Annotated in this window: 13 protein-coding genes; 9 read left to right on the top strand and 4 right to left on the bottom strand. The window is 72.4% G+C overall.

Annotated features, from left to right (window positions below; genetic code table 11):
- Positions 1-7: 7 nt before the first annotated feature.
- Positions 8-229 (top strand): DUF397 domain-containing protein, encoded by a 222-nt coding sequence (locus ACZ48Z_RS27555; protein ID WP_468738572.1) that lies wholly within the window; start codon positions 8-10, stop codon positions 227-229.
- A 40-nt stretch (positions 230-269) separates the two neighbouring features.
- On the opposite strand, the gene ACZ48Z_RS27550 is transcribed toward ACZ48Z_RS27555, so the two are convergent.
- Positions 270-1,397, bottom strand: coding sequence for an 8-amino-7-oxononanoate synthase (locus tag ACZ48Z_RS27550; protein WP_468738571.1), 1,128 nt, complete (start codon positions 1,395-1,397; stop codon positions 270-272).
- A 148-nt stretch (positions 1,398-1,545) separates the two neighbouring features.
- Between ACZ48Z_RS27550 and bioB the strand changes: the two genes are divergently transcribed.
- The 3 genes from bioB to bioD are packed head-to-tail and all read left to right on the top strand — an operon-like array spanning position 1,546 to position 4,736.
- Positions 1,546-2,745, top strand: coding sequence for a biotin synthase BioB (gene bioB, locus ACZ48Z_RS27545; RefSeq protein ID WP_468738570.1), 1,200 nt, complete (start codon positions 1,546-1,548; stop codon positions 2,743-2,745).
- Positions 2,738-4,018, top strand: coding sequence for an adenosylmethionine--8-amino-7-oxononanoate transaminase (locus ACZ48Z_RS27540; protein ID WP_468738569.1), 1,281 nt, complete (start codon positions 2,738-2,740; stop codon positions 4,016-4,018). The genes bioB and ACZ48Z_RS27540 overlap by 8 nt, the downstream gene beginning before the upstream one ends.
- A gap of 1 nt (position 4,019) precedes the next feature.
- The gene (gene bioD, locus ACZ48Z_RS27535; RefSeq protein ID WP_468738568.1) at positions 4,020-4,736 is read left to right on the top strand and encodes a dethiobiotin synthase; all 717 of its coding nucleotides are present in this window, start codon (positions 4,020-4,022) and stop codon (positions 4,734-4,736) included.
- A gap of 18 nt (positions 4,737-4,754) precedes the next feature.
- On the opposite strand, the gene ACZ48Z_RS27530 is transcribed toward bioD, so the two are convergent.
- Positions 4,755-6,953, bottom strand: coding sequence for a LuxR C-terminal-related transcriptional regulator (locus ACZ48Z_RS27530; protein WP_468738658.1), 2,199 nt, complete (start codon positions 6,951-6,953; stop codon positions 4,755-4,757).
- A 167-nt stretch (positions 6,954-7,120) separates the two neighbouring features.
- Between ACZ48Z_RS27530 and ACZ48Z_RS27525 the strand changes: the two genes are divergently transcribed.
- Positions 7,121-7,807, top strand: coding sequence for an esterase/lipase family protein (locus tag ACZ48Z_RS27525; RefSeq protein WP_468738567.1), 687 nt, complete (start codon positions 7,121-7,123; stop codon positions 7,805-7,807).
- Between the two features lie 73 nt (positions 7,808-7,880).
- The gene (locus ACZ48Z_RS27520) at positions 7,881-8,570 is read left to right on the top strand and encodes a class I SAM-dependent methyltransferase (RefSeq protein ID WP_468738566.1); all 690 of its coding nucleotides are present in this window, start codon (positions 7,881-7,883) and stop codon (positions 8,568-8,570) included.
- An 8-nt stretch (positions 8,571-8,578) separates the two neighbouring features.
- Here the strand turns inward: ACZ48Z_RS27520 and ACZ48Z_RS27515 are convergent, their stop codons facing one another.
- Positions 8,579-8,953: a fic family toxin-antitoxin system, toxin component gene (locus tag ACZ48Z_RS27515; protein WP_468738565.1), complete on the bottom strand. Its 375-nt coding sequence runs from the start codon at positions 8,951-8,953 to the stop codon at positions 8,579-8,581.
- Positions 8,950-9,174, bottom strand: a complete 225-nt coding sequence (locus ACZ48Z_RS27510; RefSeq protein WP_468738564.1) for an antitoxin — start codon at positions 9,172-9,174, stop codon at positions 8,950-8,952. The genes ACZ48Z_RS27515 and ACZ48Z_RS27510 overlap by 4 nt, the downstream gene beginning before the upstream one ends.
- A gap of 198 nt (positions 9,175-9,372) precedes the next feature.
- On the opposite strand from ACZ48Z_RS27510, the gene ACZ48Z_RS27505 reads away from it, so the two are divergent.
- Genes ACZ48Z_RS27505 through ACZ48Z_RS27495 form a run of 3 tightly spaced genes read left to right on the top strand, consistent with a single transcriptional unit; the run spans position 9,373 to position 13,783 of the window.
- A complete protein-coding gene (locus ACZ48Z_RS27505; protein ID WP_468738563.1) occupies positions 9,373-10,272 on the top strand; it encodes an ABC transporter ATP-binding protein in 900 nt (299 codons plus the stop codon).
- Between the two features lie 4 nt (positions 10,273-10,276).
- A complete protein-coding gene (locus ACZ48Z_RS27500) occupies positions 10,277-12,844 on the top strand; it encodes an FtsX-like permease family protein (RefSeq protein WP_468738562.1) in 2,568 nt (855 codons plus the stop codon).
- A gap of 48 nt (positions 12,845-12,892) precedes the next feature.
- Positions 12,893-13,783 carry an LLM class F420-dependent oxidoreductase gene (locus ACZ48Z_RS27495; RefSeq protein WP_468738561.1) on the top strand — a complete coding sequence of 297 codons (891 nt, stop codon included), beginning with the start codon at positions 12,893-12,895 and terminating at the stop codon, positions 13,781-13,783.
- Positions 13,784-13,906 lie beyond the last annotated feature (123 nt).

The following is a 13,906-nucleotide window of genomic DNA, read 5'->3' as shown; positions in this document are numbered from 1 at the left end:
GGCACCAATGTCAGCACTGCCTCGGTACGTATCTGCCAGTACGGAACTGCCCGAAGTGCGGTGGCTGCGCAGCAGCTACAGCACCGGAGCGAACAACTGTGTCGAGACCGCGAAGCCGTCGTCCGGGCCATGGGCCGGGCTGCTCGCCGTGCGGGACTCCAAGAACCCGGACGGACCCGCGCTGCTCTTCTCCCCCGAGAGCTGGGCGGGTTTCACGGCCGCGTTCTGACCGTTTCAGTCCGTCCGGCGCACGGCCGTGTCACGCCGACTCATGGTCGTGTTCCGCCGATCACACGCACAGCGCGTTCGATCTGCGCCTCGGAGAGGTCCGCGCGGGCGGTCAGCCTGAGCCGTGAGATGCCGTCGGGCACGGAAGGGGGCCGGAAGCAGCCCACGAAGAGCCCGGCGGCACGGCAGTCGGCCGCCCACTGAACGGCCTCCTCCGGAGAAGGCGCGCGCACCGAGACCACCGCGGCGTCCGGACGTACCGCTTCCAGACCCGCGGCGGTCAGGCGTGCGTGCAGTGCGGTGGCCACCTCACGCGCGCGTGCGGCCCGCTCGGGCTCACGGCCGAGCAGCCGCAGGGCCGCGAGGGCGGCTCCCGCCGCCGCGGGCGCCAGTCCGGTGTCGAAGATGAACGTCCGTGCCGCGTTGACCAGATGTTCGATGACCCGTGCGGGGCCGAGCACGGCACCGCCCTGGCTGCCGAGCGACTTGGACAGCGTGACCGTGACGACCACGTCGTCGGCGCCCGCGAGACCCGCCGCGTGCGGGGCACCGCGGCCGCCGTCGCCGAGCACACCCAGGCCGTGCGCGTCGTCGACGACCAGGCCAGCTCCGTGCTCCCGGCATGCCTCGGCGAGGCCGGCCAGGGGCGCCGCGTCCCCGTCGACCGAGAAGACCGTGTCCGACACGGCGACGGCAGGCCCGTCGTGGGTGCCGAGCGCCTTGCGGACGGCCTCCGGATCGGCGTGCGCGACCACCTGGGTCGTACCGCGGGCCAGCCGGCAGCCGTCGATGAGCGAGGCGTGGTTGCCCGCGTCGGAGACGATCAGCGAACCGTGCGGCGCGAGCGCGGTCACGGCGGCCAGGTTGGCCGCGTATCCGGAGGAGAAGACCAGCGCCGCCTCGAAGCCGCAGAAACCGGCCAGCTCGCGTTCGAGTTCGGTGTGCAGCTCGGTGGTTCCGGTGACGAGCCGGGAGCCGGTCGCGCCGCCGCCCCAGGCCCGCGCGGCCGCCTCGGCCCCCGCCACGACCTCGGGGTGGTGGGCCAGGCCCAGGTAGTCGTTGCTCGCGAGATCGAGGAGCGGCGAGTCGGCCGGACGCGGTCGCAGGGTCCGTACGAGGCCGGCCCGGCGGCGCGCCTCGGCCTGCTCGTCGATCCAGCCGAACGCCATGGGTCCTCCGGGGCTTTTGTAGGTAACGGACAGACCCTAGCGGCAGCAATCGCCACCCACGGTGTGGCAATACCCACACGTCGATCCGGGTCTGTTGTGTGATCCCTACCTTGGCCCGGAGCGGGTCCGTAGGACAGGATCGGCTCTCATGGACCTGCTGAACACGCTGGTGGACAAGGGGCTTCGGCGCGAGCTGCCGACCCGCGAGGAGGCGCTGGCCGTACTGGCCACGTCCGACGACGACCTGCTCGATGTCGTGGCCGCGGCCGGAAAGGTGCGCCGTCACTGGTTCGGGCGACGGGTGAAACTCAACTATCTCGTCAACCTGAAGTCCGGGCTGTGCCCCGAGGACTGCTCGTACTGCTCGCAGCGGCTCGGCGCCGACACCGGCATCCTGAAGTACACCTGGCTCAAGCCGGACGAGGCCTCCAAGGCCGCGGCGGCCGGCCTCGCGGGCGGCGCCAAGCGGGTCTGCCTGGTGGCCTCCGGGCGTGGCCCGACCGACCGTGACGTGGACCGGGTCGCGGGCACCATCAAGGCGATCAAGGACCGACACGAGGGCGTCGAGGTGTGCGCCTGTCTCGGTCTGCTCTCCGACGGCCAGGCGGAGCGGCTGCGCGAGGCGGGCGCGGACGCCTACAACCACAACCTGAACACGTCCGAGTCGACCTACGGCGACATCACGACCACGCACACCTACGCCGACCGGGTCGACACCGTGACCAAGGCGCACGCGGCCGGCCTGTCCGCCTGCTCGGGTCTGATCGCCGGCATGGGCGAGAGCGACGAGGACCTGGTCGACGTCGTCTACTCGCTGCGCGAGCTGGACCCCGACTCGGTTCCGGTGAACTTCCTGATCCCGGTCGAGGGCACCCCGCTGGCCAAGGAGTGGAACCTCACCCCGCAGCGCTGCCTGCGCATTCTGGCGATGGTCCGTTTCGTCTGCCCGGACGTCGAGGTCCGCATCGCCGGCGGCCGCGAGGTCCATCTGCGAACCATGCAGCCCCTCGCCCTCAACCTCGCCAACTCGATCTTCCTCGGCGACTACCTCACCACCGAGGGCCAGGCCGGCCAGGCCGACCTGGAGATGATCGCCGACGCCGGCTTCGAGGTGGAGGGCGCGGGCGAGGTGACCCTGCCGGAACACCGGGCGACGGCCGGGGGCGGGTGCGGCTCGCACGAGTCCGCGGGCTGCGGGTCGCACGGAAGTGGCGGGTGCGGGTCGCACGAGGGCGGCGGTGTCTGCGGTACGGCCGCCCCCGCCGCGCCCGCGGTGAGCGAGCCCCGCACGGACCTGGTCGCCGTCCGCCGTCGAGGTGCCGGAACGGATCTCGCGCCCAATGCCTGATCTGTCCGTCCCGGACCTGCTGGAGCTCGACCGGCGGCACGTGTGGCATCCGTACGGTCCGATGCCCGGCCGGGTCGACCCGCTCGTCGTGGAGTCGGCGAGCGGGGTGCGGCTGCGGATGGCGGACGGGTCCGGGGAACTGGTCGACGGGATGTCGTCCTGGTGGTCGGCGATCCACGGCTACAACCACCCGGTGCTGAACGAGGCCGCGCGCGAGCAGCTCGGGCGGATGAGCCATGTGATGTTCGGCGGGCTCACCCACGAGCCCGCCGTCCGGCTCGCGAAGCTCCTTGTCGACATGTCTCCCGACGGCCTGGAGCATGTCTTCCTCGCCGACTCGGGGTCGGTGTCGGTCGAGGTCGCGGTGAAGATGTGTCTCCAGTACTGGCGCTCGCTGGGCCGCACGGGCAAGCAGCGGCTGCTGACCTGGCGCGGCGGCTACCACGGCGACACCTGGCAGCCGATGTCGGTGTGCGATCCCGAGGGCGGGATGCACGAGCTGTGGAGCGGAATCCTGCCCCGCCAGGTCTTCGTGGACGCTCCTCCGGCCGAGTACGAGGAGTCCTACGCCGATCAGCTGCGCGCGGCGATCGAGCGGCACGCGGACGAGCTGGCCGCGGTGATCGTGGAGCCGGTGGTGCAGGGTGCGGGCGGGATGCGGTTCCACTCCCCCGCGTATCTGCGGGTGCTGCGCGAGGCGTGCGACGCGCACGACGTGCTGCTGGTGTTCGACGAGATCGCGACCGGGTTCGGGCGCACGGGCACGCTGTTCGCGGCTGAGCACGCAGGCGTGACGCCGGACGTGATGTGTGTGGGCAAGGCGCTGACCGGCGGCTGTCTGACGATGGCGGCGACCCTGTGCACGTCTCGGGTGGCCGACGGCATCTCGCGGGGCGAGGTCCCGGTGCTCGCGCACGGCCCCACCTTCATGGGCAACCCGCTCGCCGCGTCCATCGCCTGCGCCTCGATCGGGCTGCTGCTCGGGCAGGACTGGCAGGCGGAGGTGCTGCGGATCGGGACGGGGCTGCGGGAGGGGCTCGCGGAGGCCGCTTCGCTGCCGGGGGTGAAGGACGTACGGGTTCTCGGCGCCATCGGGGTCGTACAGCTGGACCACGAGGTCGACATGAAGGCGGCCACGGACGCGGCCGTACGCGAGGGCGTGTGGCTGCGGCCGTTCCGCGACCTCGTCTACACGATGCCGCCCTACGTCACGGGCGACGAGGACGTGGCACGGATCGCGCGTGCGGTGTGTGCTGCCGCCGGGGAGGGATGACATGCCGGTACTGGTGATCACGGGGACGGGCACGGAGGTCGGCAAGACCGTCGCCACGGCCGCCGTCGCCGCCGCCGCGCTCGCCGCGGGACGGACGGTCGCCGTCCTGAAGGCCGCGCAGACCGGCGTACGGCCGGACGAGCCGGGGGACGCCGACGAGGTGGCCCGGCTCGCGGGCCCGGTGACGAAGGCCGAAGTCGCCCGCTATCCCGAGCCGTTGGCTCCGGCGACGGCCGCCCGGCGGGCTCTGCTCGCACCGGTGCGCCCTCCCGAGGTGGCCAAGGCCGCCGCCGAACTGGCCGCCGAGCACGATCTGGTGCTGGTCGAGGGCGCGGGCGGGCTCCTCGTCCGCTTCGACGACATGGGCGGGACACTGGCCGACGCGGCGGAGCTGCTGCGGGCGCCGGTCCTGGTCGTGGCGTCGGCGGGCCTGGGGACCCTGAACACCACGGAACTGACGGCACGGGAACTCCGGCGCCGCGGCCTGGACCTGGCGGGTGTGGTGATCGGCAGCTGGCCCGACTCCCCCGATCTCGCTTCGCGTTGCAACCTCGCTGATCTGCCGGACGTGTCCGGGGCTCCGCTGCTCGGCGCCCTTCCGGCCGGAGCCGGCGGGCTCGCTCCGGCCGACTTCCGTACGGCGGCGCCCGGTTGGCTGGCACCGCGGCTCGACGGGACGTGGGACGCGGAGGCGTTCGGGGTGCGCGAGGCACCCTGAGACACCCCTGCGCCCCCTCTACGAGGCCTCGCTCTCCGCGAGGAGCCGTACCAGTTCGACGCGTGAGCGGATGCCCAGGCGGGTGAAGACGCCGCGCAGGTGGTGGTCGATCGTGCGGGGGCTGAGGGCCAGCCGGGCCCCGATCTCACGGTTGGTTGCGCCCTCGGCGACCATGCGGGCGACCAGCAACTGCTGGGCGGTCAGGCGTGCGGCGGGGTCCGCTGTGTGCGTCGGGGCGGCCGGGGCGCCGAGGGCGCGGAGCTCGGCCCGGACCTGGGCCGCGCAGTGCGGTGCTCCGAAGTGGTCGAAGGCCTCAAGGGCGCTGTGGAGACGGTCGCGGGCCTCCGTGCGGTGGCGCAGACGGCGCAGGGCGCTGCCGAACAGGAACTCCGTGCGGGCGCGTTCGAAGTCGCGGGTGCCGCGGGCGTGCAGGTCGAGGGCCGTGCGGTAGTGCTCGACCGCTTCCTCACCGGGGGCCAGCAGGGCGCGGCAGCGGGCGCTGAGGGCGAGGTCGTCGGGGCTGCGGACGACCGTGGCCCAGCGGTGGTAGTCGGCGTGGGCACCGCGGGCGATCCTCGTGTCGTCGGTGTGGACGGCCGCCTCGACGTAGTGCGGGGTGGCCAGGTGCCGGATGGCGCGGTGGCCGTGGCCGGGACCGAACCCGGCGAGCGCGCGCAGCCGGGCCGCCGCACCGGCGAAGCGGCCACCGGTGAGGTCGAGGAAGGCGAGCGCCCACTGGGCGAGGGCGGCGGGCAGGCCGAGGCCCCGGGCGAGGGCGTAGGACCGTGCGGCGGCGGCGCGTTCGCGGCAGACGTCGGCGTCGCCCGTGATCGCCGCGAACATGGCGAGGGCGGCCTGGAGATGACAGGCGCCGTTGTCCTGGCCGGTGGCGTACGCCTGGTGCAGTGCCTCGGTCGCGGCGGCCTGTCCGGCCTGCGGGCGGCCGGTCCAGAAGTCGGCGTAGGCGCGGAACTCCATGGCCTGCGCCATGGCGCCCGTCGCGCCCTGGGCGCGGGCGGAGGCGGAGGCCCGGAGGGTCGCCGTGGCGGCGCGGGTGTGGTCGCCGAGCATCAGGGCGGCGATGCCGGCGTGGACGAGGAGGGTGGGGTCGCCGCCGGGGCCGCAGCGCCCGGCCGCCGCCTGGAGGAGGTCGCGCGCGTCCTCGTAACGTCCCTCGAAGGCGGCCGCGAGCCCTCCGAGCGTGCCGGGCGCGGTGATGCCCAGCCGTCCGGCGAACCGGGCTGCCTCCCGGCAGCGGCGCAGGTCACCGGTGTAGACGGCGGCCTCGGTGGCGTGGGCGAGGAGCAGTTCGGCCGGGTCGGAGGACGCCTCGTCGTGGGGTACCGCACGGTCATCCGGCGTTCCACCCCGTTCCGGGGAATCGTTCCCTCTCGTGGGCTCTCCCGTGGGTCTCGCGCGCTGCGCCGCTGCCCCGAGAAGCGCGTCGAACGCCTCCGTGGCGTTGCCCGCGCGCAGCGCGAACAGGCCCGTCAGGGCGTCGTCCGCCGCGCCGTCGGCCGCGAGACGGCGGGCCCGGTCGCCGTCACCTGCCTGCCATGCGTCGGTGGCGGCACGTGTCACCAGGCGGGAGCGTTCCGGGGAATCCGGGCAGAGCGCGGCGGCGCGCTCCACCAGGGCCCGCGCCAGGGCGGGTCGGCCGGTACGGCGGGCCGCGTCCGCGGCGCCCCGGAGCTCCGCCGCGAGCCGTCCACTGGGGCCGAGGGCGGCCGCGCCGCGGTGCCAGGAGCGCCGCGGGACCTCGTCGTCGCCGTGCAGCACGCGGGCCAGCAGCCGGTGGACGTCACGGCGGTCGGCCGGGGAACCGGCCTCGTAGGCGGCGATCCGCGTCCAGGCGTCGCGGAAGACGACACCGCCGGTCCCCGAGTGCGCCACGCCGACCGCCTCGGCCTTCTCCAGCGGCCGGGTGTCGAGGCGGGCGGCGGTGACGGCGCGGAGGAACGCGTGGGTGGCGACCGGGTACTGGTCGGCCGCCGCGAGGAGCAGCAGGAGACGGGTGTCGTCGGACAGGGACCGGATCTCCGCGCGCAGTGCGCGCAGCAGCGCGGGGGCGAGGTCGGCGGGTTCGGTGGGAAGCGGGTCCAGGCCCGCCGACTGACGGACCGTCAGCAGCGTCACCAGTTCGGCTGCGGCGCGCGGGTCGCCGTACACGGAATGCAGCAGCCGCACCCTGACGCCCTCGGGAAGCGCCGGGAGCACGCGCCGCGGTGGCGAAGTACGGGTCTGAGGCGGGGGGTTCACCGGAGTCACCACGCCATTCACGTTACTGGCGAGTTAATTGACCCGTAAAGACCGGCGATTTCGCCGATGCGGCGCGCGTAGACCCGCCGGACACTCCTGACAACCCCACCCGTTCAGGAGGCATCATGAGGCGCTTCACGCGTCGCATCGCCACGGTCGTCCCGGCCGTCACGGCACCGCTCCTTCTGTCCCTCTCCCTCTCCGCGGCCCCCGCCCACGCGGCGACCCACAACCCGATCGTCTTCGTGCACGGCATCAGCAGTGACGCGAGCAGCTGGGACGACTGGATCGCCGACTTCAAGGCCGACGGCTACAGCGCGTCCCAGCTGGACGCCTGGACCTACAGCTGGTCGCAGTCGAACGTCACCACCGCCCAGCAGCTGGCCACCGAGATCCAGCGGGTGCTCAAGGCGACCGGCGCCTCGAAGGTCGACCTGGTCACCCACTCGATGGGCGCGCTGAGCGCCCGTTACTACCTGAAGAACCTCGGCGGCACGGCGTACGTGGACGACTTCGTCTCGGCCGCCGGCGTCAACCACGGGACGACCACGGCCGCCTGGTGCGCGTGGATCTACACCTCGTGCGCGCAGATGAACACCGGCAGCTCCTTCCTCACCGCCCTCAACTCGGGTGACGAGACGCCGGGCAGCGTCGCGTACGCCAGTTACTGGTCGAACTGCGACGACGCACTCACCCCGGACACCACGGCGATCCTGAGCGGCGCGACGAACGTCGAGGTCGGCTGCATCTCGCACACCGACATGAACAACGACCACGGCGTCTACGGACAGGTGCGCGACTTCGTGGAGTGAGCCGCCGGCGGGGGTGCGACGGGGTCCCGCGGGGGACACTCACAGCAGGACCAGTCCTGCGAGGGAGGCTGCCATGCCACTACGGTCCGCCCACTCCGGCAAGGCGTCCCGGGATCCCGTCCACCATCCGCTGTTCGCCCGGTACTACGCCCGGGTCAGTGTCGCCGCCGAGACCAGAATGGGCATGGCGGGTGTCCGTGAGCGGCTGCTCGCCGGACTGTCCGGGCGGGTGATCGAGATCGGCGCGGGCAACGGCCTGAACTTCGCGCACTACCCGGGCACGGTCTCCGAGGTGGTGGCGATCGAACCGGAGCGCCGCCTGCGGCAGTTGGCGGTGGAGTCCGCCCTGCGCTCGGAGGTGCCGGTCGACGTGGCGCCCGGGGCCGCGGAGGCGCTGCCGGTCAAGAGCGAGGCCTTCGACGCCGTGGTGATCTCGCTCGTGCTGTGCAGTGTGCGCGATGTGCCGCGTGCGCTCGGCGAGGTGCGGCGGGTGCTGCGTCCCGGCGGGATCGTGCGGTTCTTCGAGCACGGCAGGGGCGGCGGCCCGGCGATGCGCCTCACCCAGCGCGCCCTGGACCGCACGCTGTGGCCCCCGCTGAACGGCGGCTGCCACCTGGGCCGCGACCCGGTCGGCGCGCTGCGGGCCGCCGGTTTCGAACTGGGCCCCTACCGGCGGGTGCTGATGCCGGAGAAGGGACCGAAGCTGCCCACGTCCTTCTGTGTGCTCGGCACCGCGTGGCGGCCGCCGTCGGCGGAGCGCTGATCACAGGGTCACAAGGTCCACTTCCTCAGCTCGCGCGCGATGTCGAGCACCGAGGCGTCGCCCTTCTTGGCCACCTTGGCGAGGTCACGGACGAGTTCGGGCGAGGTGACGACCCTCAGCCCGCTCGCGACGAGATAGGCGTACCCGACGGCGCACGCGAAGAGCGCGTTGGTGCGCTCCAACGCCGGGACGTGGATGAGGAGTTGCAGCATGGCGGCGGCGCGCATGTGCGGGCTGTCGTAGACCGGGATGTCGAAGATCTCCGCCTGGTGCCGTGCCACGGCGGCGACCAGGGCACCCCAGTCGGTGACCTGGGGGTCGCCCGGGGTCTTCTGCTCGGCGAGCATCAGGAGCCAGGCGAGATCGATGTGCAGATCGCTCAACGAGCCTCGTGTTCCTTGCCGAATTCCTCCACGAAGACGGATTCGTACTGCTTCATGAAGTCGGCCGCGGCCTCCACGAAGGCCTGGCCCGCCTCGCCGGTGTCCTTCATGACCAGCTCCTCGATGTAGCGGTTGACGCTCACGCCACGGGCGAGGGCACGTTCACGGGCGGCTCGGGCGGCGCCCTCGTCCACCCGCACGTTCAACTGAGTTTTCGCCATACCTCGAAGCTAGCGCCGAACCGCTAGCATCCGCAAGGGGCCCCTCCCCCGGATGGAATGTGCCCCTTACACCGGCATCAGGGGCCCGACCTGGGGTGGAGAACGTCTCGGTCGCACGGGGGATACCGAGTGTGGGGTGGATCACATTAGGCTCGGCCGGATGGGTAAGCCACGTCGTCCACGAACGAGGAGAGAGCCTTGTCCACAGCTGCTGCCGAGCACGCCCCCGGCGCCGTTCCGGCCGACGGGACCGCGGCCCGCGCCCGCGCTCTGACCAAGGCGTACGGCTCGGGCGAGACGGCCGTCCTCGCCCTGGACTCGGTGGACGTCGACATCGCGCGGGGCCGGTTCACCGCGATCATGGGCCCCTCGGGCTCGGGGAAGTCCACGATGATGCACTGCCTCGCGGGGCTCGACACCGTGTCGTCCGGCCAGGTGTGGCTCGGCGACACCGAGATCACGGGGCTGAAGGACCGCGAGCTGACCCGGCTGCGCCGGGACCGGATCGGGTTCATGTTCCAGTCGTTCAACCTGATCCCGACGCTGAACGCGGCCGAGAACATCACCCTGCCCATGGACATCGCGGGCAAGAAGCCCGACGAGAAGTGGCTGGACCAGGTCATCGACACACTGGGCCTGCGGGACCGGCTGGGGCACCGGCCCTCGCAGCTCTCGGGTGGTCAGCAGCAGCGGGTGGCGTGCGCGCGGGCGCTCGCCTCCCGGCCCGAGCTGATCTTCGCGGACGAGCCGACCGGCAACCTCGACTCGCGGGCGGGCCTTGAGGTCCTCGGCTTTCTGCGCCGGGCCGTCGACCAGCTCGGGCAGACCGTCGTCATGGTCACCCACGACCCGGGCGCGGCGACCCACGCCGACCTGGTGCTCTTCCTCGGGGACGGACGGATCGTGGACAGCATGGAGCGGCCGACGGCGGAGGCGGTGCTGGAGCGCATGAAGCGTTTCGACGTGATCCGCGGCCAGTTCGAGGGTTCACCGGATTCTTCGGGTTCACCGGATTCTTCAAGCTCACCGGACTCACCGGGCTCCCCGGGCTCCCCGGCTGACGGCGGCTCCGGTGACGTGACCCTCGACAAGGACTGAGCCCGTGCTGAAGGCAACACTGCGGAGCTTTCTCGCGCACAAGGGGCGGCTGCTGCTGTCCGCGCTGGCCGTCGTCCTGTCGGTGGCCTTCGTGTCGGGAAGCCTGATCTTCTCCGACACGCTGAGCCGCACCTTCGACCGGCTCTTCGCCTCGACCGCCCCCGACCTCACGGTCAGCCCCAAGGAGGGCCTGAAGGAGGCCATCCCGTCCGGGACGACGGCCACCCTGCCGGCCGCGCTCGCGGACCGGCTGGCCAAGGTCGACGGGGTCGCCGCCGCACGCTTCGACGCCGAGGACGACGGCATCACCGTCGCCGACTCCCACAACAAGTCGATCGGCTCGACCACCGGCGCCCCCACCATCGGCACCGACTGGAACCCCACCGAGCGCAGCCCCCTCAAGCTCACCTCCGGGCACGCCCCGCACGGCCCGTCGCAGGCGCTGCTCGACTCGGAGACCGCCGACCGCAAGGACCTGCGCATCGGTGACCCGCTCACCGTGATCGCGGGACCGGGTTCGTTCAAGGTCCGGATCGTCGGCATCGCCACCTTCACCACCACCAACCCCGGTGCCTCGCTGCTGTTCCTCGACCCGCCGACCGCGCAGACCAAGCTGCTCGGGTCCTCGACGGCCGCCACCAGCATCTCCGTGGACGCCGCCGAGGGCGTGAGCAACGACCAGCTCAAGCAGCGGGTGGCCGCCGCACTCGGCACGGGCACCTACGAGTACCGGACGGCGGAGGAGCAGGCGAAGTCGGACGTCGACCAACTGGGCGGATTCCTCGACGTCGTCAAGTACGTCATGCTCGGCTTCGCGGGCATCGCCGTCCTGGTCGGCGTCTTCCTCATCGTCAACACCTTCTCGATGCTGATCGCCCAACGCACCCGTGAGCTGGGCCTGTTGCGCGCACTCGGCGCCGACCGGCGTCAGGTCCGCCGCTCGGTGCTCACCGAGGCACTCCTGCTCGGCCTGGTCGGCTCCACGGTCGGGCTCGGCACGGGCATCGGGCTGGCCGCCGGGCTCATCGCGCTGATGAACGCCTTCGGCATGAACATCCGCACCGGCGAGATGGTCATCGGCTGGGGAACGCCGGTCGCGGCCTATGTGGTCGGCGTGGGCGTCACCTTCGTGGCGGCCTATCTCCCGGCCCGGCGGGCTGCGGGCGTCTCACCCATGGCGGCCCTCGCGGACGCCGAGATCGCCGACATCGGACGGCCGTTGAAGGTCCGCGCGATCGTGGGCGGCCTGGTGGGGGCGGCGGGCGCGGCCGCGCTCGTCGGGTGCGCGCTCGCGTCGAAGACCGCGTCGGCGGCCTCCTTCCTGGGCCTCGGCGTCGTCCTGACCCTCCTGGCGACCGTGATCGCCGGCCCCCTGCTGGTGCGCCCGGTGATCCGGGTGCTGGGCGGGGCCTTCCCGGCCCTCTTCGGTCCGGTCGGGCGGATGAGCCAGCGCAACGCCCTGCGCAATCCCCGCCGCACCGGTGCCACCGCGGCCGCCCTGATGGTCGGCCTCGCCCTGGTCGGCGGGATGTCCGTGGCCAGCGCGTCCATGTCCAAGTCCTTCGACGAGCAGATCGACAAGACGCTGGGCGCCGACTTCGTCGTGCAGAACGGCAACTTCCTGCCGTTCCCGCAGGAGGTCACGACCGCGGTGCGCGGCACCGCCGGCGCCGGGCTCGTCGTACGGTCGCGGTTCGCACCGATCGCCGTACGGCTGCCGGACGGCAAGCGGGTCGAGACGACCGCCGCGGGCTACGACCCGCGGCTCGACGACGTCGCCCACATCACCTACGCGCAGGGCGGCACCGCGGCCGCGCTCGCCTCCGGGCACCTGGCCATGGACCTGGGCTTCGCCCGCGACCACGACGTGAAGGTCGGCAGCCGGATCCCGGTCGAGTTCCAGGGCGGACGCAGGACAGAACTGACGGTGGGCGCCCTCACCGACCAGGGCTCCTCGGGCGGGTTCGGGACGCAGGGCGGCATCTACTTCGGCCTGGGCACGCTGGAGCGGTTCGCGCCGGGCGGCCAGGACTCCGCGCTGTACGTGAACGCCGCCTCCGGGACCGGCGCGGACCGGCTGCGCGCGGGACTGGAGAAGACGCTCGACCCGTATCCGCAGGTCCAGGTGCGTGACCTCGCCGACTACAAGGACCTCGTCCACGACCAGATCGCGGTCCTGCTCTATCTCGTGTACGCGCTGCTCGGACTCGCGATCGTCATCGCGGTGCTCGGCGTGGTCAACACCCTTGCCCTGTCGGTCGTGGAACGCACCCGGGAGATCGGGCTGCTGCGCGCCATCGGGCTCGCCCGGCGCCAGCTGCGCCGGATGATCCGTCTGGAGTCGGTGGTGATCGCGGTGTTCGGCGCGGTCCTCGGACTCGCGCTGGGGCTGGTGTGGGGCGTGTGCACCCAGCAGGTGCTGGCGTTGCAGGGCCTGAACGCGCTGGCGATCCCCTGGGGCACGATCGTCGCGGTCGTCGTCGGATCGGCGGTGGTGGGCATCGTGGCGGCACTGCTGCCGGCGTTGCGTGCATCGCGCATGAATGTGCTGGCCGCGATCGCGCACGAGTGAGGCAGGGGCGGGCATACAACTCAAGTCGCTTACCGCTGAGGAGAGTTCATGCCGCGCCCCTTCCGCTTTGCCGTCAACCTGACCGCCGCCGCCACCGACGAGGACTGGCGCACCAAGTGCCGCCGGGCCGAGGAGCTCGGGTACGACGTGATCCTGGTCCCGGACCATCTCGGCAAGGTCGCGCCGTTCCCGGCGCTGGTCGCGGCGGCGCAGGTCACCGAGCGGCCGCGGCTCGGCACGTTCGTGCTCAACGCGGGCTTCTGGAACCCGGCGCTGCTCGCCCGCGAGGTGGCCACGGTGGACGCTCTCACCGGCGGCCGTCTCGAACTCGGCCTGGGTACCGGATACGTGCGCTCCGAGCACGACCTGGCCGGGCTGCCCTTCGGTTCGCCGGGTGAGCGGGTGGACCATCTGCGGCGCACGGTCGAGGAGTTGGAGCGGCTGCTGTCGTCGGCGGACCATGTGCCGCGTCCGGTGCAGCGGCCCCGGGTGCCCCTGCTGATCGGCGGTATCGGCAACCGGGTGCTGAAGCTGTCCGCCGAGCACGCGGACATCGCGGCCTTCACGGGGGCGACCCTGGTGCCGGGGAACACGACCGGCAAGCTGATTCCGACCACCGCCGAGGAACTCGACGAGCGTGTCGCGCGGTATCGGCAGTTCGCCGAGGGCCGCGAGGAACCGGCCGAGCTGAACCTGCTCGCCCAGACGGTCGTCGTCACCGACGACCGCGAGGCCGAGGCCACACCGTTCCTGCACCGGTTACCGGACCTGACCCTCCAGCAGGCGCTGGACCTGCCCATCATGCTGATCGGCACGGTCGAGGAGATCGTCACGCAGGTGCTGGCGCAGCGCGACCGGTACGGATTCACGTATCTGACGGTGCTGGAGGCGTCCATGGAGGCCTTCGCACCGGTCATGGCGGAGCTGCGCGGGCGATAACGGTCCGGGGTCCGGAACGGCAGCGGTTTCGGCGGTATGGAGGGAGCACCGCCGGCGCCGACGCTGAGGGTGGTCCCCCCCGGCGTCGAACGGCGGCCATCCGTGTGCACCGCGAGCGCGCAC

It is taken from the genome of Streptomyces sp. NPDC031225 (assembly GCF_055570355.1).
The sequence above is the reverse complement of the archived record's forward strand: the minus strand, read 5'-3'. Positions and strand labels throughout refer to the sequence as shown.